The 23,689-nt window shown below is 71.6% G+C and carries 23 protein-coding genes; 8 read left to right on the forward strand and 15 right to left on the reverse strand.

The features are described 5' to 3' along the window. Positions 1-134: 134 nt before the first annotated feature. Positions 135-1,451 (reverse strand): homoserine dehydrogenase, encoded by a 1,317-nt coding sequence (locus J3A75_RS20085; RefSeq protein WP_029357531.1) that lies wholly within the window; start codon positions 1,449-1,451, stop codon positions 135-137. Positions 1,452-1,560: 109 nt separating this feature from the next. After that, a complete protein-coding gene (locus tag J3A75_RS20090; protein WP_209650705.1) occupies positions 1,561-2,247 on the reverse strand; it encodes a ceramidase domain-containing protein in 687 nt (228 codons plus the stop codon). Positions 2,248-2,342: 95 nt separating this feature from the next. On the opposite strand from J3A75_RS20090, the gene xth reads away from it, so the two are divergent. Then, positions 2,343-3,137, forward strand: a complete 795-nt coding sequence (gene xth / locus J3A75_RS20095; protein WP_053620923.1) for an exodeoxyribonuclease III — start codon at positions 2,343-2,345, stop codon at positions 3,135-3,137. Positions 3,138-3,160: 23 nt separating this feature from the next. Further along, positions 3,161-3,784: a glutathione S-transferase family protein gene (locus tag J3A75_RS20100; RefSeq protein ID WP_029357532.1), complete on the forward strand. Its 624-nt coding sequence runs from the start codon at positions 3,161-3,163 to the stop codon at positions 3,782-3,784. Positions 3,785-3,791: 7 nt separating this feature from the next. Here the strand turns inward: J3A75_RS20100 and J3A75_RS20105 are convergent, their stop codons facing one another. The 6 genes from J3A75_RS20105 to J3A75_RS20130 form a co-directional block, all read right to left on the reverse strand. Continuing rightward, complete coding sequence (locus J3A75_RS20105) at positions 3,792-4,694, reverse strand: tetratricopeptide repeat protein (RefSeq protein WP_012319876.1); 903 nt, start codon at positions 4,692-4,694, stop codon at positions 3,792-3,794. Then, a complete protein-coding gene (gene ilvD / locus J3A75_RS20110) occupies positions 4,681-6,411 on the reverse strand; it encodes a dihydroxy-acid dehydratase (protein ID WP_012319877.1) in 1,731 nt (576 codons plus the stop codon). Before ilvD ends, J3A75_RS20105 begins: the two co-directional genes overlap by 14 nt. A 735-nt stretch (positions 6,412-7,146) precedes the next feature. Then, on the reverse strand, positions 7,147-8,007 hold the full coding sequence (locus J3A75_RS20115) for a transglutaminase-like domain-containing protein (protein ID WP_012319878.1): 861 nt from the start codon (positions 8,005-8,007) through the stop codon (positions 7,147-7,149). Positions 8,008-8,256: 249 nt separating this feature from the next. After that, complete coding sequence (locus tag J3A75_RS20120) at positions 8,257-8,862, reverse strand: LUD domain-containing protein (RefSeq protein WP_209650706.1); 606 nt, start codon at positions 8,860-8,862, stop codon at positions 8,257-8,259. Beyond that, a complete protein-coding gene (locus tag J3A75_RS20125) occupies positions 8,859-10,430 on the reverse strand; it encodes a lactate utilization protein B (RefSeq protein ID WP_024829627.1) in 1,572 nt (523 codons plus the stop codon). The genes J3A75_RS20120 and J3A75_RS20125 overlap by 4 nt, the downstream gene beginning before the upstream one ends. Beyond that, the gene (locus tag J3A75_RS20130; RefSeq protein WP_058606850.1) at positions 10,427-11,170 is read right to left on the reverse strand and encodes a (Fe-S)-binding protein; all 744 of its coding nucleotides are present in this window, start codon (positions 11,168-11,170) and stop codon (positions 10,427-10,429) included. Before J3A75_RS20130 ends, J3A75_RS20125 begins: the two co-directional genes overlap by 4 nt. A gap of 275 nt (positions 11,171-11,445) precedes the next feature. On the opposite strand from J3A75_RS20130, the gene J3A75_RS20135 reads away from it, so the two are divergent. Both J3A75_RS20135 and J3A75_RS20140 read left to right on the forward strand, forming a co-directional pair. Then, the gene (locus tag J3A75_RS20135) at positions 11,446-11,838 is read left to right on the forward strand and encodes a DUF2267 domain-containing protein (RefSeq protein ID WP_012319882.1); all 393 of its coding nucleotides are present in this window, start codon (positions 11,446-11,448) and stop codon (positions 11,836-11,838) included. A gap of 175 nt (positions 11,839-12,013) precedes the next feature. Beyond that, a complete protein-coding gene (locus J3A75_RS20140; RefSeq protein WP_012319883.1) occupies positions 12,014-12,232 on the forward strand; it encodes a hypothetical protein in 219 nt (72 codons plus the stop codon). Positions 12,233-12,257: 25 nt separating this feature from the next. Here the strand turns inward: J3A75_RS20140 and J3A75_RS20145 are convergent, their stop codons facing one another. Both J3A75_RS20145 and J3A75_RS20150 read right to left on the reverse strand, forming a co-directional pair. Beyond that, positions 12,258-13,136 carry a hypothetical protein gene (locus tag J3A75_RS20145; RefSeq protein ID WP_070999796.1) on the reverse strand — a complete coding sequence of 293 codons (879 nt, stop codon included), beginning with the start codon at positions 13,134-13,136 and terminating at the stop codon, positions 12,258-12,260. A gap of 84 nt (positions 13,137-13,220) precedes the next feature. After that, positions 13,221-15,290 carry a M3 family metallopeptidase gene (locus J3A75_RS20150; protein ID WP_070999799.1) on the reverse strand — a complete coding sequence of 690 codons (2,070 nt, stop codon included), beginning with the start codon at positions 15,288-15,290 and terminating at the stop codon, positions 13,221-13,223. 182 nt (positions 15,291-15,472) lie between these two features. On the opposite strand from J3A75_RS20150, the gene J3A75_RS20155 reads away from it, so the two are divergent. The 3 genes from J3A75_RS20155 to J3A75_RS20165 all read left to right on the forward strand — a co-directional run bounded on the left by J3A75_RS20155 (position 15,473) and on the right by J3A75_RS20165 (position 18,317). Then, positions 15,473-16,468 carry an extensin family protein gene (locus J3A75_RS20155; protein ID WP_070999801.1) on the forward strand — a complete coding sequence of 332 codons (996 nt, stop codon included), beginning with the start codon at positions 15,473-15,475 and terminating at the stop codon, positions 16,466-16,468. Positions 16,469-16,544: 76 nt separating this feature from the next. Further along, on the forward strand, positions 16,545-17,657 hold the full coding sequence (locus J3A75_RS20160; protein WP_071000694.1) for a L,D-transpeptidase: 1,113 nt from the start codon (positions 16,545-16,547) through the stop codon (positions 17,655-17,657). A gap of 270 nt (positions 17,658-17,927) precedes the next feature. After that, entirely contained in the window at positions 17,928-18,317 is a 390-nt protein-coding gene (locus tag J3A75_RS20165; protein ID WP_012319888.1) for a response regulator, read from the forward strand. A 38-nt stretch (positions 18,318-18,355) separates the two neighbouring features. Here J3A75_RS20165 and J3A75_RS20170 read toward each other — a convergent pair whose 3' ends face one another. Both J3A75_RS20170 and rsmI read right to left on the reverse strand, forming a co-directional pair. Next, positions 18,356-18,745, reverse strand: a complete 390-nt coding sequence (locus tag J3A75_RS20170; RefSeq protein WP_070999803.1) for a YraN family protein — start codon at positions 18,743-18,745, stop codon at positions 18,356-18,358. Beyond that, entirely contained in the window at positions 18,742-19,713 is a 972-nt protein-coding gene (gene rsmI, locus J3A75_RS20175) for a 16S rRNA (cytidine(1402)-2'-O)-methyltransferase (RefSeq protein WP_012319890.1), read from the reverse strand. The genes J3A75_RS20170 and rsmI overlap by 4 nt, the downstream gene beginning before the upstream one ends. 134 nt (positions 19,714-19,847) lie before the next feature. Here rsmI and J3A75_RS20180 point away from each other — a divergent pair, with 134 nt between their 5' ends. Continuing rightward, entirely contained in the window at positions 19,848-21,113 is a 1,266-nt protein-coding gene (locus tag J3A75_RS20180; RefSeq protein WP_070999805.1) for a penicillin-binding protein activator, read from the forward strand. Here the strand turns inward: J3A75_RS20180 and hemW are convergent, their stop codons facing one another. The 3 genes from hemW to rph are packed head-to-tail and all read right to left on the reverse strand — an operon-like array spanning position 21,114 to position 23,668. Next, complete coding sequence (gene hemW, locus J3A75_RS20185; RefSeq protein ID WP_012319892.1) at positions 21,114-22,289, reverse strand: radical SAM family heme chaperone HemW; 1,176 nt, start codon at positions 22,287-22,289, stop codon at positions 21,114-21,116. A gap of 39 nt (positions 22,290-22,328) precedes the next feature. After that, positions 22,329-22,958 (reverse strand): RdgB/HAM1 family non-canonical purine NTP pyrophosphatase, encoded by a 630-nt coding sequence (gene rdgB / locus J3A75_RS20190; protein ID WP_012319893.1) that lies wholly within the window; start codon positions 22,956-22,958, stop codon positions 22,329-22,331. Continuing rightward, positions 22,955-23,668 (reverse strand): ribonuclease PH, encoded by a 714-nt coding sequence (gene rph / locus J3A75_RS20195; RefSeq protein WP_012319894.1) that lies wholly within the window; start codon positions 23,666-23,668, stop codon positions 22,955-22,957. Before rph ends, rdgB begins: the two co-directional genes overlap by 4 nt. Positions 23,669-23,689: the final 21 nt, after the last annotated feature.

Genomic DNA, 23,689 nt, shown 5'->3' on the forward strand with positions numbered 1-23,689 from the left:
TCTGGCCGGGTCCGATCTTGGGGTCGGATCCCGGATGGATACCGTCGGATGACGGCCGCGCAGCGTATACGCCGGTTCGCTAAGGCCCACTATCCTGCATCAAGCGGTGGCGGGTCACGCTACCGTATGCACTGTTATTCACGCTCGATCCGGATCAGCTGCGGCGGCTCCGCCAGCAGCCCGTCGGCGCCGATGGCGTCGAGCGCGTCGCGGATGTTGCCCTCGGTCGCCGCGTAGGTGATCAGCACCAGCGGCACGGGCCGGCCGGAGCGGCCGCGCGGATCGGCCTCCGGCCCCTCGACGCGGCGCTGCAGGATGCTCTCCAGGGAGATGGATCGCTCGGCCATCCGCTGCGCGACGCCGGCCGCGACGCCGGGGCGGTCGTGGACGGTGAGGCGGATGTAGTAGCCGCCCTCGTGACGCTGCATCTCCACGCGCTCGCTGGCGCGCATCGCCGCGGCCGGAACGCCGAAGGTCGGGCGGATCACGCCGCGCGCCACGTCGGCGATGTCGGCCACCACCGCGGAGGCCGTGGCCTCGCCGCCGGCGCCGGGACCGATCAGGGTGAGCTCGCCCACCGCGTCCGCGTCGATCGTCACGGCGTTCGTGACGCCCATGACCTGCGCGATCGCCGAGGATTTCGGCACCATGGTCGGGTGGACCCGCTGCTCGATGCCGGCCTCGGTCGCCTGCGCGACGCCGAGCAGCTTGATCCGGTAGCCGAGCTCGTCCGCCATGCGGAGGTCGAGGGGTTGCACCCGGGAGATGCCCTCCACTGACACGCCGTCCGCGTCGACCGCGGTCCCGAAGGCGAGGCTCGTCAGGATCGCGAGCTTGTGCGCGGTGTCGAACCCCTCGACGTCGAAGGTCGGGTCCGCCTCGGCGTAGCCCAGGGCCTGCGCGTCCTTCAGGCAGGCCTCGAAGGTCAGCCCCTCGCGCTCCATGCGGCTGAGGATGTAATTGCAGGTGCCGTTGAGGATCCCGTAGACGCGGGAGACCGCGTTGCCCGGCAGGCCCTCGCGCAGGGTCTTGATCACCGGGATGCCGCCGGCCACCGCCGCCTCGAAGGCGAGGGCCACGCCCTTCGCCTCAGCCTGCGCGGCCAGGGCGGCGCCGTGGCGGGCCAGCAGCGCCTTGTTGGCGGTCACCACCGGCTTGCCCGCCTCGAGCGCCGCCTCGACCACCGCCTTGGCGGGCCCCTCGGCGCCGCCGATCAGCTCGACCACGCAGTCGACGGCTTCCGACCGGGCGAGCGCCACCGGGTCGTCGAACCACGCGATGTCCGACAGGTCGAGGCCGCGGTCCCGGCCGCGGTCGCGCGAGGAGACCGCGGTGACGCGGATATCGAGGCCCGCCGCAGCGAAGGCGGCGCGGCGGCGCTCGATCATCCGGACCACGGACGCTCCGACGGTCCCGAGTCCGGCGATCCCGAGGCGAAAGCTCACTGTCATGACCCCTTCCGTGCCCGGGCGACCGCGATGGGCCGGGCGCCCGATGCGGCGCACTTCTGCAAGAATTCCGCCCCGCCCGCAAGGAATTGGCCCGGAACCGCGGGGCGTGTCACCCGGCGGTCTCCCGGTGGCGGATCGCCGTCGCCACGAGGGCGTACAGGACGACGGCGTTCAGCACGTGCCAGAGCGGGTGCGTGCCGGTCGGCAGCAGCGCGCAGGCCGCCCGGTCGCCGGTCCGCGCCGCCAGCGAGATCAGGAAGAGCAGGCCGATGCCGGCGAGCCGCCGCCCGGTCCCGACGAAGCGCTCCTCCGGCCGCCGCGCGGCCGCCCAGGCGACGCCGAACAGCGCCAGCAGGGCGGGCAGGTAGTCGACCGAGCCGTTGGTCAGCCGCGCGACGTCGAGGCCGGTCAGGCCGTCGAGAAGAGGCGTGAGCGCGAAGCCGAGGAGGGCGAACCCCCCGGTCGCCGCCGCGACCCGGACCGGTGCCAGCCGCAGGAACCGGGACAGCGCCAGCGCGAGGTAGGCGTAGATGAACAGCGCGATCGGCACGACGTCGGCGAGCATCGCCCAGTAGACTGCCAGGGTGTGGAACAGGAACGAGCCGACGCCCACCACGGCGATCAGGGCCGCCAGCCCGAGGCAGGTCCGGTCCGGCGGATCGGCCACGGAGGCGCGCCGCGCCGCGGCGGCGGCGGCCAGCAGGAAGGCCGCGTTCGACAGCGCGTTGGCAGGCTCGGCCCAGAAGTCCGGCCCGCCCCGCTCGCAGTAGGCCGACACCGGCTCGAACCAGTTCATCCGCCGACCCTACTTCCCCGTCCTTGCGCCGGGATGGCCTTGTCAGCGCGACGCGAAGCGCGGATGACGGCCGGGCGGCGACCGGAAGCGAGGCGATGCGGATCACCACCTGGAACGTCAACTCGATCAAGCAGCGGCTCCCGCACCTGCTCGGCTTCCTGGAGGAGGCGCGGCCCGACGTGGTCTGCCTGCAGGAGCTCAAGTGCCAGGACGAGTCCTTCCCGCAGGCCGACATCGAGGCGGCGGGCTACGCGGTCGAGACGCTGGGGCAGAAGGCCTATAACGGCGTGGCCCTGCTGGTCCGCGCGCCCCTCGCCATGTCGGAGATCCGGCGCGGGCTCCCGGGCGACGCGGACGACGCGCAGGCCCGCTACATCGAGGCGCTGATCACGGGCGCGGACACGCGCCCGGTGCGCGTCGCGTCGATCTACCTGCCGAACGGCAACCCGGTGGACAGCCCGAAATACCCGTACAAGCTCGCCTTCATGGAGCGGCTGCGGCTCCACGCCCGGGCGCTGCTGGAGGACGAGATCGCGGTGGTGCTGGCGGGCGACTACAACGTCATCCCGGAGGCGGCCGACGCGGCCGATCCGGAGGCGTGGCGCTCCGACGCCCTGTTCCTCGGGACGACCCGGGCGGCGTTCCGGGCGATCCTCGCCGAGGGCTACACCGACGCCCTGCGCGCCTGCGATCCGCGCGACGGGCTATACACCTTCTGGGATTATCAGGCCGGGTGCTGGCAGCGGAACGCCGGCATCCGCATCGACCACCTGCTGCTCTCGCCCCAGGCCGGCGACCGCCTGGTCTCGGCCTCGGTCCAGAAGCACATGCGCGGGCTCGACAAGCCGTCGGACCACGTGCCGGTCACGGCGGAGCTGGCGGCCGGGTAGAGCCGCGATCGGGGGAAACGACGATGATCATCTACGGCAGCAGCGTGTCGCCCTACGTGCGCAAGGTGCTCGTGGCGCTCTACGAGAAGGACGTCGCGTTCGAGCATCGCCCGGTCGGCTTCCACGCGCCGGATCCGGACTTCCGGGCCGCGAGCCCGATGGGGAAGATCCCCGCGATGGAGGAGGCCGGGTATCGCCTCGCCGATTCGAGCGCGATCCTCGACTATCTCGAGCGGCAGCATCCGGCGCCCGCGCTGATCCCCGAGGACGCGCGGGACGCCGCCCGCGCCCGCTGGTTCGACAAGTTCGGCGAGTGCGAGCTGACCCGCCAGGTGCTCGTGCCGTTCGTCGAGCGCTTCCTGAAGCCGCGCCTGTTCAAGGTCGAGGGCGACGAGGCGCTGGCGCAGCGGACCGTCGACACGGCGCTGCCGCCGCTGTTCGACTACCTCGAATCGCAGATCGGCGGGCCCTACCTCGTCGGCGGCCGGTTCGGCATCGCCGACATCGCCGTGGCGGCGCCGTTCCACAACCTGCGGCTGGCCAAGGTCGCGGTCGACGGCGCCCGCTGGCCGAAGCTCGCCGACTGGGTCGCGGCGACGCTCGAGCGGCCGTCCTTCACCGCGGCGATCGCCGCGGCGAAGAGCTGAGGGCGGCTCAGCGCCGCTTGCGGATCGAGCCCACGGTCTGGAGCTGCGTCTGCGCCTCGGCGCGGTCGTCCTCGCTGGCGGCCGCCCAGTTCTTCTCGTAGAGCGCGACGATCCAGTCGTCCTTGCGGCTCTCGGCGCCTTCCCGGGCGAGGGAGAGCCACATCAGGCCCCGCACCCGCTGGATCGGGATGCCGCCCAGGCCGTTGACCAGCATGTCGCCGAGCAGCGCCTGCGCCGGATGGTGGCCCTTCTCGGCGGCGAGGTTGAACCAGCGCGCGGCCTGCCGCGGGTCGGCCTCGACGCCGGTGCCGTCGAGGTAGAGCCGGGCGAGATTGTACTGCGCGTTGGGGTCCCCGTAGTAGGACGCCGCGTAGTTGAACATGTCGTAGGCGCGCTCGGGATTGGGGCGCACGTAGGTGCCCTTGATTCCCTCCAGGAAGTAGGTGCCCAGCGCCGTGAAGGCGCTGCCCAGGACCGCCGAGTTCTGCGGATCGGGCCCGTCGTCGGTGCTGGCATCGGCGATCCGCGAGAAGAACTCGAACGCCTTCAGGTCGTCGTGCGGGACGCCGTCGCCGTCGGCATACATCCGGCCGAGCTTCCACAGCGCCAGGGCGTGGCCCTGGCCGGCCGCGTACTCGAGGGCGCGGGCGGCACCCTGCTTGTCGCCGGCATTGTACTCCCGCATGCCGGCCCGGAGCGCGTCCTTGGCCGAGCGGTAGCTCTTGTCGGCGACCGGGACCTGCACGGGCGTGCGGACATTGGCGTCGAGGGCGCGCGACGGCGTGACCGGCAGCGCGAGCAGGGCGAGCGCCCAGGCCGCGACCGCGAGCCCGCCGACGCACCGGAACCGACCGGGATCGGCCCCGGCCGGCGCCCGGCGCCGGCTGAGGTCAGTCCTAGACGTCCGCATAGCTCTGCGTCTCCTTGGCACCTCCCGGATGGGTGACGGCGCCGTACAGGGCCGGGCCGACGCCCTGCGCGTATTTCCAGAGGTAGCCGGAGGTCGCGGTGTTGGGCCGCGCGGTCCAGGCCTTGCGGCGCTCGGCCAGTTCCGCGTCGGACAGGGCGACGCTGAGCGTGCCCTGGATCGCGTCGAGGGTGATCACGTCGCCGTCGCGGAGCAGCCCGATCGGGCCGCCCACGGCGGCCTCGGGGCCGACATGGCCGACGCAGAAGCCCCGGGTCGCGCCCGAGAAGCGCCCGTCGGTGATCAGCGCGACCTTGTCGCCCATGCCCTGGCCGTAGAGGGCCGCGGTGGTCGACAGCATCTCGCGCATGCCGGGGCCGCCCCGCGGACCCTCGTAGCGGATCACGAGTACGTCGCCTTCCTTGTAGCTGCGCGCCTGCACGGCCGCGAAGCAGGCCTCCTCGCCGTCGAACACGCGGGCCGGGCCGGTGAAGACCTGCTTCTCGGCCGGGATGCCGGCGACCTTCACGATCGCGCCCTCGGGGGCGAGGTTGCCCTTGAGGCCGACGACGCCGCCGGTCGGGGTGATCGGGCGGTTGGCGGGGTAGACCACGTCCTGGTCCGGGTTCCAGGTCACCCGGTCCATGTTTTCCGCGATGGTGCGGCCGGTGACCGTCATGCAGTCGCCGTGCATGAAGCCGTGGTCGAGGAGCGTCTTCATCAGCAGCGGGATGCCGCCGACCTCGAACATGTCCTTGGCGACGTAGCGCCCGCCGGGCTTCAGGTCGGCGATGTAGGGCGTGCGCCGGAAGATCTCGGCCACGTCGAACAGCGTGAACTCGATGCCGCACTCGTGCGCGATCGCCGGCAGATGCAGCGCCGCGTTGGTCGAGCCGCCCGAGGCCGCCACCACCGTGGCGGCGTTCTCCAGGGCCTTGCGGGTGACGATGTCGCGCGGGCGGATGCGCTTCTCCAGAAGCTCCATCACCTTCTCGCCGGCAGTCGCGCAGAACTTGTCGCGGATCTCGTAGGGGGCCGGGGCGCCGGCCGAGTACGGCAGCGCCAGGCCGATCGCCTCGGAGACCGTCGCCATGGTGTTGGCGGTGAACTGCGCGCCGCAGGCGCCGGCCGACGGGCAGGCGACCTGCTCCAGCTCGTCGAGATCCTCGAGGCTCATGTCGCCGACGGCCACCTTGCCGACCGCCTCGAACAGGTCCTGAACGGTCACGGGCTTGCCACGGAACGAGCCCGGCAGGATCGAGCCGCCGTAGATGAAGATCGAGGGCACGTTCAGGCGGACCATCGCCATCATCATGCCGGGCAGCGACTTGTCGCAGCCCGCCAGACCCACGAGGGCGTCGTAGGCGTGGCCGCGCATGGTCAGCTCGACCGAGTCGGCGATGACCTCCCGCGACGGCAGCGACGCGCGCATGCCGCCGTGGCCCATGGCGATGCCGTCGGTGACCGTGATCGTGCAGAACTCGCGCGGCGTCCCATTGGCGGCGGCGACGCCCTTCTTCACCGCCTGCGCCTGGCGCATCAGCGAGATGTTGCAGGGCGCGGCCTCGTTCCAGCACGAGGCGACACCCACCAGCGGCTGGTGGATCTGCTCGCGGGTCAGGCCCATGGCGTAGAGGTAGGAGCGGTGCGGGGCGCGGTCGGGCCCCTCCGTGACGTGGCGGCTCGGCAGCTTCGACTTGTCGTTCAAACGCGTCACCATGACTTCAGACCAAGCCTTCGCAGCCGATCCCGAGGGTGCGTTGAACCGCGGCGCGTCGCCGTTCGCGAAGCGCCGGGAAATCCGTCCGCGTACTCGGGAAGTCCTCGTTTCCGAACGGTAAATCGTTGTCGAGATTGCCGTTTACCGCGGATGTTGAGGTGGGCCCGGACTATGGCGGGATCGCGGCGTTTACGGGCAGGTCTCGGGGCGGAGCGGGGATCGTTTTACGGTGTTGCGACCCCGCCACAGCCACGCTTGCGGCGAATTCGCCGGCGGCGACAAGATGAAGGACAATGGCCGGGTGCGAATGGGGCGCTCCGACGATGCGCAACTTGTCTTCAGGCAGGCCGAGGATCTCCCGGGCGCGATCCCCAAGAAACGCGGCAATACGGCGCCCGGAAAGTCGCGGCATCACTATCCGTCCGCGGGGATGGCGCCGACAATACGCCGGCGCACGCGTCGAGCGACCTGCCGCGATCCAGGCGCGACGAGGCCGGCGCCCGCCGTTGCTTGAGGCTCGCGAGGCCGCCGGGCCCGCGGAGCGGCGGGATCCGCGCCCGTTCGTGAGGTGCGGCCGGCCAGACCGAGCGGCGCCGGCGCCGCTCTCCGCCGCCGATCTGACGGCTCCCGCTGGCCCGCACGCGGCATGCGGCGACCGGCGCGGTCAACCCGTCCGTCGCCGCGCGTCCGGGATCACAGGATCACACGACGCCGTGATCGCTGCCGGACCTGCGCTCAGGCCGCTCCAGCGTGGGGCGCGGGGATCTCGGTCGAGATGGCGTCCACCGTGCGCGGCATCGGGCTGCCCTGCCCATCCGTCCGCTGGATCCGCACCTGCTGATTGACCGGCTGCATGTTGCCGAAGGGTGTCGAGAAGGCGATCTCCGCGGCGTCGCGCCCGACGCCGATCCGCACCAGCCCGTCGAGGTCGGCCTGTCGGGTGGCGTCGAACAGCCACCAGCGCCCGTCCAGATAGGCCTCGAACACGGCGTGGAAGTCGCTCGGGACGAGGCCATGGGCGTAGCAGCTCACGAACCGGGCCGGGATACCGAGCGCCCGGCAGAAGGCGGCGCCGATATGCGCGAAGTCGCGGCAGACGCCGGCGCGCTTGAGCAGGGACTCGTCCGCGGTCGTCTCGCCGTCGCTGGTGCCGGGCTGGTAGGCGATGTGGTCGTGGATCCAGTTGCAGATCTGGTTCACGCGCGCGTGGCCCTTGGGCAGAGCGCCGAATTCGGCCAGCGCGAAGGGCGTCAGCCGGTCCGAGGAGACGAACCGGCTCGGGAGCAGGAACGGCAGGATGTCGAGGGGCAGTTGTCCGATGGGCGTCTCGTTGATGGTCGCCGGGTCGGCCCGATGCACCGTGAGGTCGACCTCGGCGTTGTACTCCAGCGCGAACTGACCGGTCGGCACGTTGACCGCCAGATAGCGGTTCTGGAGGTCAGGGGTCGTGTAGAGATCGCGCTTGAGGTTCGGCGTCAGGACCAGGCTCTCGCTCAGGATCTCGACGCTCTTCAGCTTCGCCACCTCGAGATTGAAGATGAAGGTGGTATCCGAGAGGATGTTGTAGGACAGGCTGCAACCGAGGGTGTAGCGCATCGGATCTCCTTGCCGGATGACGGCCCGTCCGTCGTCCAAGCAAGGGGCGCGCCCGATCGTCGGTTCCGGCTCGATGGCCGTTCGATCGGGGCGATGCGGGCAAGACACAGGTGCCGCGTCGGGCGGGCGGCGCCGCCGTCATCGCGAGCGCAGCGAAGCGACCCAGGGCAGCGCGACATCGCCGGCCGTGGCGCATCCCTGGATTGCTTCGCTCCGCTCGCGAGGACGGCCGCGGCGACGGAGCCGGTCTTAGCCGCGCTCGGCGGCATCCCTCGGGAGCAGCAGCACCGTCAGCGAGCGGACGCCCTGCGCGCCGTGGATCAGGACCCCCTCGATGTCGGCGGTCGCCGACGGGCCGGTATGCAGCACCGCGTAGGCCGAGCGGCCGAATTCCGGCCGGCGGTAGGCCGCCTGCACGTTCGGCACGATGTCGGCCGGATCGAGCAGCACGACGAGGTGCTGCGCGAGGTAGCCGACCGCGTTGACGATCAACTGATCCTGGGTGAACAGCACCGAGCCGGTCTCGGCGATGCCGAACACCGCCCGGACCACCGCCACGTCGACGTCCTCGACCTCCTCGGGCGCGCGCACGCCCCGCAGATCGCGGTTTCCGGTCAGCTCGGGGACCGCGGAGGCGACGACCTTGGCGGCGTCGAGGCGCTCGCGCACGCCCGCGAACACGTCGCCGGCACCGGGCTCGGCCACGCGTCCGCCCATGCGCTTCAGCCGCTCGCCGAACTCCGCCACGAGGTCGTCGCCGACGAGCGGTGTGAACAGCGGCACCTCCGGCAGCGGGAAGTCGCCGGCCGGCCGGTTCCTGCGGATGCCGTCGAGGATCGCGTCGCGGGCGCTCATCGACCGGTGTCCTTCATGCGGTTCTGCTTGTACCAGGCGTGGAAGGTCTGGCGCGGCGCGTCGGGCATCTCGCGCTTCTTCCCCCAGGTGTTGAGCGGGTTGTAGACCGCGAAGCGCGGCAGGACCTTCAGCGCGGAATCCGCCGCGCCGATCGCCGCCCGATAGGCGGCCGGGCGCGAGAGCACGGCGCCCGCGGCCTTCATCATGCCCTGCTTGAGCGCCGGGATCTGGTGCTCCTCGACCAGCACCTTCCGCCACGCGAAGATCTGTTCGTGGATGTTGATCTTCACCGGGCAGACGTTGGTGCAGGAGCCGTTCATCGTCGAGGAGAACGGCAGCGTCGAGTATTTCCGCTTGTTGAAGGTCGGATCGATGATCAGCCCGATCGGCCCCGAATAGGTCGCCCCGTAGGAGAGCCCGCCGGACCGCCTGTAGACCGGGCAGGTGTTCATGCAGGCGCCGCAGCGGATGCATTTCAAGGAGGTCCAGAACTCCTCCATGCCGAGGCGCTCGGATCGGCCGTTGTCGACCAGCACCATGTGCATCTCGGTGCCCGCGCGGGGCGCGCGGAAGTGCGAGGTGTACTGGGTGATCGGCGAGCCCAGTGCCGAGCGCGACAGCAGGCGGATGAACACGCCGAGATGCTCGACCTTCGGGATGATCTTCTCGATGCCGATGGAGTGGATCTGCAGCGGCGGCACGTTGCCGGAGAGGTCGGCATTGCCCTCGTTGGTGCAGGTCACGACCGTGCCCGTCTCGGCGATCGCGAAATTGCATCCCGTCATGCCGGCATCGGCCTTGAGGATGTAGGGCCGCGTGGTCTCGCGCTGGCTCTCGGCGAGGTAGTGCGCGTCGTCGTTGTCCGGATCGGTGCCGAGCGTCTTGGCGAAGACCTCGGCCACGTCCATCCGCGTCTTGTGGACGGCCGGCGCCACGACGTGGCTCGGCTCCTCGTTGTCGAGCTGCTGGATCCGCTCGCCGAGATCCGTCTCGATGACCTCGATGCCGTTGGCCGCCATGTGGTGGCGGAAGCCGCACTCCTCGGTGAGCATCGACTTCGACTTCACCAGCGTCCTGGCGCCGTGGCTCCGCAGGATCTCCAGCACGATCCGATTGTGATCGGCGCCGTCCTTCGCCCAGTGCACGTGGACGCCGTTGGCCTTCGCGGCCGCCTCGAACTGCTCGAGATACCGGTCGAGATGGCTCAGCGTGTGGGTCTTGATCTGCGAGGCGAGCTCGCGCAGCTCCTCCCATTCCGGGATCCCGTGCGCGGAGGCGTCGCGCTTCTTGCGCAGGTCCCACAGGCGCTCGTCGTGGGCCGCCTGGTGCAGCGGCGCCGCGAGGAAACGCTCGGCGGCCTCGGACTGGTTGATCGGGCGATCGCCCCGGATCTTCGCGCCGCGCGGCTGCGGCTCCCGGGTCTGCGGCGCGCGGATCGGCTTCGAGGCGGCCTCCGCGTGCTGGAGACGCCGGCCGTCCGGCGCCCGCTCGCTCTCGTCGTGGCCGGCCCGCACCTCCGGGTGGATGACGCCTTCGCGCTCGCGCGGGTTGAGATCCTCGACGCTCATGCGGCGGCTCCGTTCAGCACCTGCGCGATGTGGATGTACTTGAGCGGCAATCCCAGACGCTCGGCGCAGCCCTTCTGGTGCATCAGGCAGGAGGAATCGGCCGACACGACGTAGTCCGCCCCGGCCCGGTTCTGATCCGCGACCTTGTCGTAGCCCATCTTGGCCGAGACGGCCGGCTCGAACACCGAGAAGGTGCCGCCGAAGCCGCAGCACTCGTCCGGCCGGGCGAGATCGACGAGCTCGACGCCCTTCACGAGGCGCAGCAGGTCGAGGGGCTTCGAGAAGTCGGGCTTCACCAGCTCGGTCGGCCGCGCGTGATGGATGCCGCGCAGGGCGTTGCAGTTGGTGTGATAGGCGACCTTGTGCGGGAAGTTCGCCCAGGGCAGGTCCTCGACCTTCAGCACGTCGTGCAGGAACTCCACGAGCTCGTAGGTGCTGGCGCGGACGTGGCTGACCTCGTCGGTCTGGGGGATCGCCGTCAGGTGCTCCCGTACCTGGTGGACGCAGGAGCCCGACGGGGCGACGACGTAGTCGAAGCCGGAGAAGTTCTTGACGAACAGCGCCTCGGTCGCGGCGGCCTCGGCGTGGCAGCCGGTATTGGTCATCGGCTGCCCGCAGCAGGTCTGGTCGAACGGATACTCGACCGTGCAGCCCAGGCGCTCGAGGAGCTCGAGGGTGGCGATCCCGACCTCGGGCTCGAAGGCGTCGACGTAGCACGGCACGAACAGGCCGACCCGCATGGTCTGGCAACTCCCTGACTAACCCGGCCCGGTGGCCTGGAACGGTTCAAGACTGGCCCAGGGTCTACCGGATGGGGCGATCCTTGGCGAGATCGCTCACTGCGGCACCGTGCCCGCTGTAACCGGTCGCCGCTGCCTCCCCGCGCCCGGCCTCGGCCCGCGCGCGATCGCCCGCGCGAAGCCGGGGAGTTTTCCCGGGGAGCGATGCCGCGCGCTTGATTTCCGACGCCCCAGAGTCGAAGGACGTCTGGAAGCGTTCCGAAGAGATCATCACCATGGAAGAACTGCTCGCCCGCGTCACCACCCGCACCGGGCTCGACGCCGCGACCGCTCAGACCGCCATCGGGCACATCCTGGCCTTCCTGCAGAAGGAAGGTCCTGCCGCCGAGGTCGGCCAGCTGCTGGCGGCCCTGCCGGGTTCCGAGGCGCTGATCGCCGAGTCGAACGCCGGCGAGAGCGGCGGCGGCGGCCTGATGGGCATGCTCGGCGGCATGATGGGCGGCGGCGGCGTCATGGCGCTCGGCCAGAAGCTGATGGCCGCCGGCGTGCCGATGGGTCAGATGCAGCCCCTCGGCCAGGAGCTGTTCGCCTTCGGCCGCGAGAAGGTCGGCGAGGACGCGATGGGCCCGATCATCGGCTCCATCCCCGGGCTGAACCAGTTCGTCTGACCGCGGATCGGTGTGCGCGGCCGCACTGCATTCGGGTGACGCCTGGACGAAGAGTAAAAAAGAGGTTTCGAGGCGAAAGCTTGACGGAACCTGTCCACGCGATCCCCGTTATTGGGGATGTGGCCCGGATCGACGCCTTTGGCAGTGTCCGGTACCGCACTCAAGCAGGCCGGCCATGCCCGTCTTCGAAGCCAAGAACCTGGACAGCGAGTTCGAAGGGCAGTCCCTGCTCGCTGCCATTCTGCACCCGACCCGCGCGGCGCAGACCCGGGCCCTGAGGCACGGTCGCAGGCGGGCGGAGCGCGCGGCGGCCCTGGCCGACCCGATGACGATCGAGCCGCGCTTCCCGATCGCGCCCGGCGAGCTGGCGCCGACCGGGTTCACGGGCCGCTGAGAGGCTCGGCCCGTCGCGCCGACGCCTACCAGGCCTGCGCGGTGACGAGGCCCTGCCGGGTCACCACCACCCATTCCCGTCCGTGGCGCTCGACGCCCTCGACGCGGCCGACGCCGGGGATGACGTCGCCGGGGGCGACCTCGACGAGGCGGCGCCGACGGTTCTCCAGGATCGCGGTGCCCTCGTAGACGTCGCGGAGGGCCCAGCCCTCGATCACCGGCGGCTTGTCGGACGCGGCCGGCTTCGGCTTGGGCTCGCTCACCTTGGCGTCCGCGACCTTGACCTCGGGCTTCGCCTCGACGGCGCGGGCGGGCTCCCCGATGCTCCCGGTCTGGGTCGGCTCCGCCTTCGCGGCGGCGCGGCGGTCGAGCTGCGCGGCGAGGCCGCTGAGGCGGGTGTTATGGTCGCGCTCGACCTGCTCGAGCCGCTCGCCGAGGGCCGAGATCTTGCCGTTCAGGCTCTTGTCGACCTGCGCCAGGCGCTCGCCGAGAGCGGTGCTCCGGCTCGCCGCCTCCTTCCGCGCGCCGTCGGTCGAGGCGCGCAGGTCGGCGAGCACGGTGTGGAGCTGCGCGATATCGGCGGCGAGGCGCACGGTCTCGGTGCGGCCGGCATCGAGCGTCGTCTCCAGGGCCGCGAGCGCGTCGGGCCGGACGGAGGCCGGGCGGGAGAGCGCCATCACGCCCCCGCCCAGGAGGACACCGATCGCCAGGGTCGCGCCCGGGACCGCGAACCGTTTCGGATCGAGGCGCGACAGCGACGCCATCGTGAATCTCGCGGCGGCGGGCGAGGCCGCGGTCTCGTTCGCGGCTGCCGCGGCCTCGGTCTTGCCGGTCACCGCGGCCCTGAGCAGTTCGGCCGGAGAGACCCCCGGGGACCCGGCCTGCTTGGCTTCGATCTTCGTCATCGCCCCGAACTCCGCACGCGGCCTCGCGCTGCAAGCGTTCGTTAAGGACGTTTGTTTACGAAACCCTTACCGCGGTCTGACGGCTCAGGCCGCCAGCCCGCGCTTCTTCAGCAGCGGCTCGATGCTCGGCATCCGCCCGCGGAAGGCCGTGTAGGCCTCGCGCGGATCGCGCAGGTTGCCGGCCCCGTACACGAAGGTCCGCAGCCGCTTCGCCGTCGCCGGATCGAAGATGTCGCCGGCCTCGCGGAACGCGTCGAAGGCGTCCGCGTCCAGCACTTCCGACCAGAGGTAGCTGTAGTATCCGGCGGCGTAGCCGTCCCCCGAGAAGATGTGGGCGAAGTGCGGCGTGCGGTGCCGCATGCTGATCTCGGCCGGCATGCTGATCCGCCGCAGGGCCTCGGCCTCGAAGGCGGGCACGTCGAGACCGCCCTCGCCCTCCGCCGAGAGGTGCAGCGTCATGTCGACGATCGCCGAGGCGGTGTACTCCACCGTGGCGAAGCCCTGATTGAAGGTCCGCGCGGCGAGCAGCTTCCTGAGCAGGGCGTCGGGCATGGGCTCGCCCGTGCGATGGTGGCGCGCGTGGGCGCGCAGGACCTCCGGTTGCTCGAGCCAGTGCTCGTAGAGCTGCGAGGGCAGCTCGACGAAGTCGCGCGACACCGCCGTCCCGGACAGGAGCGGGTAGGTCACGTCCGAGAGCAGCCCGTGCAGGGCGTGGCCGAACTCGTGGAACAGGGTGCGGGCGTCATCGAAGGACAGCAGCGTCGCCTCGCCGTCGGGCGCCTTGGCGAAGTTCATGACGTTGACGATGATCGGCGTGATCGGCCCGTTGAGGCGCTCCTGCGAGCGGAAGGCGCTCATCCAGGCGCCGGACCGCTTCGAGGCGCGGGCGAAATAGTCCCCCAGGAACAGGCCGACCTCGGACCCGTCGGGATTGCCGACCCGCCAGACCCGGACATCGGGATGGTAGCGCGGCACGTCGGAGAGTTCCGTGAAGGTCAAGCCGAACAGCCGGGCGGCCGTGTCGAACGCCGCCTGGATCATCCGCTCGAGGGGCAGGTACGCCTTGATCTCGCTCTCGTCGAGGTCGTGCTCGGCGCGCCGCACCTTCTCGGCGTAGTGCCGCCAATCGTGCGCCTGCAGGGCGAAGTTGTGGCCCTCTGCCTGGATCGTGGCCTGGAGGCGATCACGCTCCTCCGCCGCCCGCGCGCGGGCCGGCGTCCACACGTCCCGCAGCAGCCCGGTCGCCGCGTCTGGGCTCGCCGCCATCGTGTCGTCGAGGGCGAAATGCGCGAAGCTCTCGAAGCCGAGGAGCCGCGCGCGCTCGGCGCGCAGCCGGATGATCTCCGCGATGATCGCGCGGTTATCGGTCGCGCCGCCGTTCTCGCCGCGCCGGGTCCAGGCCGCGTAGGCGCGCTCGCGCAGGTCGCGCCGCGTCGAGCAGACCAGGAACGGCTCGATCAGCGAGCGGGACAGGGTGACGACGTGCCCGTCGAGGCCGCGCTCCCTCGCGGCGCTCTCGGTCGCGGCCCGCAGGAACGGCGGCAGGCCGGCCAGGTCCTCCTCGCCCTGCAGCGGCAGGATGAAGCTGCTCTCGTCGGCCAGGAGGTTCTGACTGAACGTCGTCCCGAGCTCCGACATGCGCGCCGCGATCTCGGCGATGCGGGCCTTGTCCTCGGGCCCGAGATCCGCCCCCGACCGGCGGAAGCGGATCCGGTACCGGTCGAGGACCCGCCGCTCCTCCGCACCGAGCCCCCCGGCGTCGATCGCCGAGATCCGGGCCCAGAGCTCGGGGTTGAGGTAGATGGCGCTCCCGTGCCGGGCGAGTTTGGGCCCGATCTCCCGCTCGATGGCCTGCAACTCCGGGTTGGTGTGGCTGCCGGTCAGATTGTAGAACACGCCGGCGACGCGCTCGAGGGCGAGGCCGGCCCGCTCCATCGCCGCGACGGTGTTGGCGAAGGTGGCCGGCGCGGTCTGGCCGGCGATGGCGCGGATCTCGGAATCGTGCGCGGCGAGCGCGGCCTCGAACGCGGGTCCGTAGTGCTCCGGCCGGATCCGATCGAACGGCGGCAGGCCGTGCGGGGTGCTCCACTGCGCTTCGCGGAAGGGATTGTCCTGCGGCAGGCTCGGGAGCCCGGCATCAGCTGCGTCCGACATGCAGTCCTCAAATCTACGTCCACGCGACAGCGCGTTCGTCTGCGCCGCCGGTGCGCCGACATGGGGTGTGCCGGCGCGATCCGGAAGACAGTGGACCGATCGGCGCGGCCGTCAACCGGGTCCGGGCGATCCGAATGACGTCTCGCTCGTTGTAGAGGCCAATGCCCACGCTTCGAGGCCCCATGCCGGGACGCAGCCTATCGACCCTCCGACCCGCGCTGGTTCTCGCGGGCGGTGCCCTCGCCGCAGGGCTCGCCTTCCCGGTATCGCCGGCCCGCGCCATCGAGGCGCCGGCGGCCACCGTGCCGACGCCCCCGCCCCTGCCGCCGGAGCGTCCCGAGGCGCTGAAGCCGCCCGTCGCCGATCCGGCGCCGCCGACGCCGCCCGCGCGGCCGCCGGAGCTGAAACCGGCCGTGGCTGAGCCGAGCAAGGAACCGGTCCGGGAGCCGTCGAGGGAGACCGGCCGCGAGAAGCCCTCGGACGCCGCTCAGGAAACCGGGAAGGACGCCGGGAAGGACGCCGGCAAGGACGCCGCCAGAGAGGCCGCCAAGCCGGAGATCCCGTCACCGCCGCCGGCACCGCCCGAGCGGCCGCCGGAGCTGTCGGGCGCGGCCGCCCTGGCCCTCAAGGTGACGCCGCCGGACGACAGCGCCTGCCGGACGCGCCTCAAGCGCCTCGGCGTCGACTTCGAGCCGCTGCCGCCGATCTCAGAAGGCCAGTGCACCGCGCCGCTGCCGCTCAAGGTGACGAAGTTCGCCGACGGCGTGGCCCTGCCGCAGGGCGCCACGCTGACTTGCCGGACCGCCGAGGCGCTGGCGCGCTGGGTCACCGAGGTTCAGGTTGAGGCCGAGCGGACGCTGAAGCATCCGGTGACCGCGCTCGAGCTCGGCGGCTCCTATGTCTGCCGCGGGCAGAACCACGACGTCGACGCCAAGCTCAGCGAGCACGCCTTCGCCAACGCCGCCGACATCATGGGCTTCGCCTTCGCGGGACGCGCGAATATCCCCGTGAAGGCGATGCCGGACGGTTCCGAAGAGGCACAGTTCCTCGGCGCGGTGCGCGCCAAGGCGTGCGGCTTCTTCCGCACCGTCCTCGGCCCGGGATCGAACGCCGCCCACGCCAATCATTTCCATCTCGACGAGCGCGAGCGCAACGCCGGTCACCGCTTGTGCCAGTAGAGCCGCGTGGAACGTTCCCGCAGATCCGGCATTTCTCGGCTCGGGAGCGCCTCCGCTCCCCGGAATGACGACGACGATGATCCCGAAACCTTGGCTGTCGGTCAGCGCGGCACTGCTGGCGAGTTGTCTGGCCGCGCACGGCGCGACGGCGCGGACCGGGAAAGGCCAGAAGGCCGAGACGGCCGAGCCGCCGGCGCTGACCGCCGAGGCGGTGAACGCCGCGACCCTGTCACAGACGGGCGCCGGGAAGACCGAGGGCGCGAAGCCGGACGCGAAGAAGCGTCGGGCCAAGTCGTCCGATGAGAAGGCCGATCCGCTGATCGTCAAAGCCCAGGTGCTGCTCGATCGCGCGCATTTCTATCCCGGCGCGATCGACGGTCGGAAAGGCGACAACTACCGGCACGCCCTCTCGGCCTTCGCGGTGGCTCAGGGATTGCCCGCCAGCGAGGATCTGACGCCCGAGATCTGGGACAAGCTCCAGGCGACCAGCGATAAGCCCGCGGTCACGGACTACACGCTCACCGAGAGCGACGCCGCGGGCCCCTATGTCGAGCGGATCCCGCCCAAGATGGAGGAGCAGGCCGAGCTCAAGACGCTGGGCTACACCAACCCCCGCGAGATGCTGGCCGAGCGGTTCCACATGAGCCGCGACCTCGTCAGCGCGCTTAATCCCGGCAAGCCCCTCGACAAGGCCGGCACCACCATCGCGGTGGCGGCGGTCGAGCCGATGGGGACGGACAAACCGAAGGCCAAGGATCTGCCGCAGGAGCCGAAGGTCGAGCGCATCGAGGTGGACAAGACGAGCCGCGACGTTCGCGCGTTCGGCGCCGACGGAAAGCTCCTGGCCTACTATCCCGCGTCGATCGGCAGTTCCGAGAAGCCGGCACCGAGCGGCGAGACCAAGGTGAAGGGCGTCGCGTTCGACCCCAACTACACCTACAACCCGAAATACGCTTTCAAGGGCGTGAAAGCGCAGCACAAGTTCACCATCCAGTCGGGGCCCAACAATCCGGTCGGCCTGGTCTGGATCGATCTGGCGATTCCGAGCTACGGGATCCACGGGACGCCTGAGCCCGAGAAGGTCGGGAAGACCGAGTCTCACGGCTGCATCCGCCTGACGAACTGGAATGCCCGCGACCTCGCCGCGCATGTGACACGAGGTGCCAAGGTCAGCTTCAAGGACGACTGAGGTGCTGCGCGGCGCGGCCCCAAGCCGCCCTCGCGGCGCCGTCAGCACAAAAATGTATCATCGGTTAACATACCGCCCGGTCTGGGTGTCGGAACGGGCCAGGAACGCTTGACACATTGCGCATTACGGGCGACGCCTCAGGTTGTCTCGCGGGCTGACCCTCGGGCCGCGTTCACCCTTCCGGACGCTGCTCACGCGGTGCGCAAGGCCTGACCAACCGCATGGCAAGATCCCCGGCGACGGGGGCATTCGAAGGGAAGACGGCCCGGCGTGATTGCTGACCCCAACGACGACGTCCTCAACGGCGTCCGTGTTCTCGTCGTCGAGGACGAGGCCGCGATCTCGATGCTGCTGGAGGACATGCTCCTCGATTTCGGCTGTGCCGTGGTCGGGCCGGCCGCGCGTCTCTCCTCGGCGCTCGAGATGGCGTCGCAGGAGGCGTTCGAGGTCGCCATTCTCGACGTGAACGTGGCGGGCGAGCCGATCTACCCGGTGGCCGAGGCCATCGCCAAGCGCGATCTGCCGCTGGTCTTCTCGACCGGCTACGGCGGCGCCGGCATCCGCGAGCCGTTCCGCGACAGGCCCGTGGTCCAGAAGCCGTTCAGCCAGGCCGACCTGAAGCGCACCCTGATCGGGGCGATCCGCGCGGCCCGCGACTGAGAGCGGGGCGTTCGCGCAGGCAGGCTGAGGTCCCCGCGTCAGAGCCCCTCGATCGTGAAGACCCGCTCGACATGGGCGGGCCAGGCCCGATGCCCGACGAACACGGCGTCGGCCCGGAACGTCGCTCCGGCGCACCAGGCATTGCGACCGATCCAGGCCCGGACCGCGCGGGAGAATCGCCGCTGCTTGGCGCCGTCGATCGCCTCCCGGGCATCGTCGCGCTTCGCTCGCGCCTTCACCTCCACGAAGACGACGGTGTTCCAGCGCCGGACGACGAGATCGATCTCGCCGCCCGCGACGCTGACGCGCCGCCCGATCGGCCAGTAGCCTTTCAGCATCAGCGCGGCGAGCGCCAACCACTCGGCCCGGTGGCCGAGCCGATAGGCGGCGCGGCGCCGGCCGGCCCCGTCCGGCAGAGCCCCGGTCATCCCGGGTCCCGCGCCAGCGCCAGCGCGCGCGCGTAGACGAGGCGCCGCGGCTGCCCGGTCTCGTCGGACACGAGGCTGGCGGCATCCTTGATCGAGTGCCGCTCCAGGGCCGCCAGGATCAGGGCGTCGAGGGCGGCGTCCGTGTCCGCGGTCCGCTCCGGCGCCGTCGCCGCACCGATGATCACCACGATCTCCCCCTTCGGCGGTCCTTCCTGGGCGAAGCGCGCGCTCAGGCTGCCCAGCGTATCGCGCCGGATGGTTTCGTAGAGCTTGGTCAGCTCGCGGGTCACGGCGGCGGGCCGCTCCGAACCGAGCACCGCGGCGGCGTCCGCCAGCATGTCGGGCAGGCGATGCGGCGACTCGAACAGGACCAGCGTGCCGGGAACCTGGAGCAGCGCCTCGAGGCGGTTGCGCCGCGCTCCGGCCTTCTGCGGCAGGAAGCCCTCGAAGAAGAAGCGATCGGTCGGCAGGCCCGCCGCGACCAGCGCCGTCATCACCGCGGATGGCCCCGGGACGGGCGTGATGGCGATCCCGGCCTCGATGGCGGCCTGGACCAGCTTGTAGCCGGGATCCGAGACGAGCGGGGTCCCGGCATCCGAGACCAGCGCCAGGGCCTCGCCGGCGCGCAGCCGCGCCACCATCCGCTCGCGCACCGCGTCGTTGGAATGCTCGTGATAGGCCAGGAGCGGCGTCGTGATCCCGTAATGCGCCAGCAGGTTCCGGGTGACGCGGGTGTCCTCGGCCAGGACCGCGTCGGCCGCCGCCAGGGTGGCCAGCGCCCGGATGGTGATGTCGCGCAGGTTCCCGATCGGGGTCGCCACGATGTGCAGGCCCGGGGACAGGGGCTCTGTCTCGCTCGCGAGCCCGAAGGCCGTGAAGGTCGTGCTGCGCGGCCGGTCGGGGGCGAGCTTCTGTGACGGAGCTCGGGTCGAGGCGGCGGGCCCCGGGTCGTCGAATCTGCGGGTCATCGCCGGCGATCTTGCCACACCCGCCGCCTCTCGTCGCGGCGGGGCCGCGCGACCGGGGGCAAGTCCGGGCCGCCGCGTTTACATTTGGGATCGTGCCGGTCAGGCTGCGGAGCCTGCCCGAAGGAGTACGCGCCATGGCGCGCCCGACAAGCGCGCGGGACCGTCTCGTGCGTGTCACCGCCCCGACCGCCGCGCTCTGCGCCGTCCTGCTGTCGCTCGGTGGCTGCATCGGCAGCGACCTCGCCCGGCGCGCGACCGGGCCGCAGGCCGAGCTGACCCCGCCGGCCGCCGTGCCGGGCGCGCCGGGCCCCGCGCCCACGCCGGCGCCGATGCCGGCCGCTGGCGGCGGCGGGCGCATCGGCGCGGGTTCGGTGAAGGTGGCCCTGGTGCTGCCGCTGACCGGCCAGGGTTCGACGGTGGGTGCCGCCATGCGCGACGCGGCGCAGCTCGCCTACGACGAGGCCCAGCAGCCCGACCTGACGCTCCTCGTCGAGGACGACCGGGGCAGTCCGGACGGCGCCCGGGAGGCGACCCAGGAAGCGCTGCGCCAGGGCGCCGAGATCGTCCTCGGCCCGCTCTTCGCCGGCAGCGTCCAGGCCGCCGCCGCCGTCGCCAGGACCGCCGGCAAGCCGGTGATCGGCTTCTCCACGGACGCGACCGTGGCGAACCCGGGCGTCTACCTGCTGAGCTTCCTGCCGCAGCCGGAGGTGGACCGCGTCATCGAGGACGCGGTCGCCGGCGGGAAGCGGTCCTTCGCGGCGCTGATCCCGGAGACGGCCTACGGCAACGCGGTCGAGGCGGAGTTCCGGGAGGTCGTCGCCCGGAAGGGCGCGCGGGTCGCCGCCGTGGAGCGCTACCCGGCGGGCGCGCCCGTCCCGGCGGTGGAGCGGCTCGCGCGGGTGATCGCCGGGCCCGGCGCCACCGCCGACGCGCTGTTCATCCCGGAGACCGCCGACGCGATGCCGACCGTGGCGGCCGCGCTGACGAAGGCGGGCTTCTCGCCGGCCCGGGTGCGCCCCCTCGGCACTGCCCTCTGGAACGAGCCGTCACTCTTCGCGCTGCCCGCCCTGCAGGGCGGCCGCTTCGCCTCGCCGGACCGCGTCGGCTTCTCGAATTTCAGCGCGCGCTACCAGGCGCGGTTCGGCACCGTCCCGCCCCGGGTGGCCTCCCTCGCCTACGACGCGGTGCTCCTCGCGGCGGCCCTGTCGCGGCGGTACGGCTCGCAGCGCTTCGCCGAGGCCACCCTGACCAACAGCCTGGGCTTCGCCGGCGTCGACGGGACGTTCCGGTTCCGGCCGGACGGTCAGAGCGACCGGTCCCTCGCGGTCTACGAGATCCGCAACAACGCCGCGACGCCCGTCAGCCCCGCGCCCCGGGTCCTCGCGAAGCCCGCGATCTGATCAGGCGGCGAGTTCGGCGACCAGCGCGTTCAGCACCGGCGCGCCCCGCGCCGTGGCGGCGATGCGGCCGCCGGGCAGCCGCTCCAGCAGGCCGTCCCCGATCAGCATGCCGATCCGGTTGCCGTTCAGCGGCCGTCCCTTGAGGGCCGCGTAGGTGTCGGGATCGATCCCCTCGCGCAGGCGCAGGCCCATCACCAGGAACTCGTCGGCCTGATCGGCTGCGGTGAGGATCTCGGTCTCGACGATCCCGTGGCCCTCGGCCTCGACCCGGGCGAGCCACGCCTCGGGCGATCGCTCCGTCACGGTTCCGAGCCGGCCCCCGGGCGTCACGAGCCGCCCGTGGGCGCCCGGACCGATGCCGGCGTACTCGCCGTAGCGCCAGTAGAGCAGGTTGTGCCGCGATTCGGCGCCGGGCCGCGCGTGGTTCGAGATCTCGTAGGCCGGAAGGCCGGCCCTCGCGCAGAGATCCTGGGTGACGTCGTAGAGGGCGCGGCCGACCTCGTCGTCCGGCGTCACCAGCTTGCCGGCGGCGGCGAGCCCGTGGAACGGTGTCCCGGGCTCGATGGTGAGCTGGTAGAGCGAGAGGTGCTCCGCGGCCCGCGCGAGCGCCTCGGCGAGCTCCGCCCGCCACAGCGCCGGCGTCTGGCCGGGCCGCGCGTAGATCAGGTCGAAGGAGGTCCGCGCGAAGGCCGACTGCGCCAGGGCGATCGCGTCCAGGGCCTGTGCCGTGTCGTGCAGGCGCCCCAGGGTCCGCAGCGAGGCATCGTCGAGGGCCTGGATGCCGAGCGACACACGGTTGACCCCGGCCGCGCGGTAGCCGTGGAAGCGGCCGGCCTCGACACTCGACGGGTTGGCCTCGAGGGTCACTTCCGCGTCCGGCGCGACCGCCCAGTGGGCCGCGACCGCGTCGAGCAGGCCGGCCACGGTCGCGGGCTGCATCAGCGAGGGCGTGCCGCCGCCGAGGAAGATGCTGGTGACGGTGCGGCCCGGCGTGCGGGCGGCATTGTGGGCGATCTCGGCGCGGAAGGCGGCGAGGAAGCGGGGCTCGTCCACGCCCGCGCGGCGGACGTGGCTGTTGAAGTCGCAGTACGGGCACTTCGCGGCGCAGAAGGGCCAGTGCAGGTAGATCCCGAAGCCCGCGTCGCGGGTCGGATGGTCCGGGCCGGTCGATGACATGATGGCGGGGATGTGAGCGCCCGCGCCCCGTTTGGCAAATCAGGCGCCGGGCGCGAGGCAGGCGCGGCTCAGCTCGACGAAGGCGCGGGCGCGGTGGGACAGGCCCCGCCCCTTCTGCCAGTCGACGCCGTGCTTCTCCTCGGCGGTCATCTCGCCGAAGGTGCGGTCGTGGCCGTCCGGCCGGAAGATCGGGTCGTAGCCGAAGCCCGCGGAGCCCTTCGCGGCGACGAGGTCGCCGAACACCCGTCCCTCGAACAGCTCGGTGTGTCCGTCCGGCCAGGCCAGCACCAGGGCGGACACGAAGTGCGCCCGGCGGTCGGCCGCGCCGCGCCGGTCGAGTTCGGCGAAGATCCGCGCCATCGCGCCGGCGAAGTCCTTGGTCGGGCCGGCCCAGCGGGCCGAGAAGATGCCCGGCGCCCCGTCGAGGGCGTCGACGCACAGGCCGGAATCGTCGGCGAAGGCCGGCAGTCCGGTGGCCTCGGCCGCAGCTTGCGCCTTGATGGCCGCGTTCTCGGCGAACAGGGTGCCGGTCTCGTCGGGCTCGGGCAGGCCGAGTTCGCCCGCCGACACCGCCTCGATCCCGAACGGCGCGAGCAGCTCGCGCATCTCGGTGAGTTTGCCGGCATTGTGCGTGGCGATCACCACCTTCCCGGTCAGACGGCGGCTCACGCGATGGCCTCCTTCTGCAGGGCGACCAGCCGCTCCGTGCCGGCGCGGGCGAGTCCGAGGAGTTCGAGGAGCTGTTCCTGCGTGAAGGGCTCCATCTCGGCGGTGCCCTGCACCTCGACGATGCCGCCCCGGCCCGTGAGCACGAAGTTGGCGTCGGTCTCGGCCGCCGAATCCTCGGCGTAGTCGAGGTCGAGAACCGGCGTGCCCTTGTACAGGCCGCACGAGACGGCGGCGACGTGGTCGCGCAGCGGATCGACGGAGATGATCGAGCGCGTCCGCATCCAGGCGAAGCAATCGTGCAGCGCCACCCAGGCGCCCGTGATCGCGGCCGTCCGTGTGCCGCCGTCGGCCTGGATCACGTCGCAGTCGATCGTGATCTGGCGCTCGCCCATGGCCGGCAGGTTGGTGACGGCGCGCAGCGACCGGCCGATCAGCCGCTGGATCTCCTGGGTCCGGCCCGACGGTTTCCCGGAACCGACCTCGCGGCGGGTGCGTTCGTGCGTCGCACGCGGGAGCATGGCGTACTCGGCCGTGACCCAGCCCTTGCCGGAACCGCGCAGCCACGGCGGCGCGCGCTCTTCCAGGGACGCGGTGCAGAGCACCCGGGTGTTGCCGAAACTTACGAGGCACGAGCCCTCGGCGTAGCGCGAGACCGCGCGCTCCAGGCTCACGGGCCGCAACTCGTCGGCGGCACGCTTGGAAGGCCGCATCGCGGGCCCCTTCTGTCGAGA

It is taken from the genome of Methylobacterium sp. PvP105, from assembly GCF_017876975.1.
GTDB lineage: Bacteria > Pseudomonadota > Alphaproteobacteria > Rhizobiales > Beijerinckiaceae > Methylobacterium > Methylobacterium radiotolerans.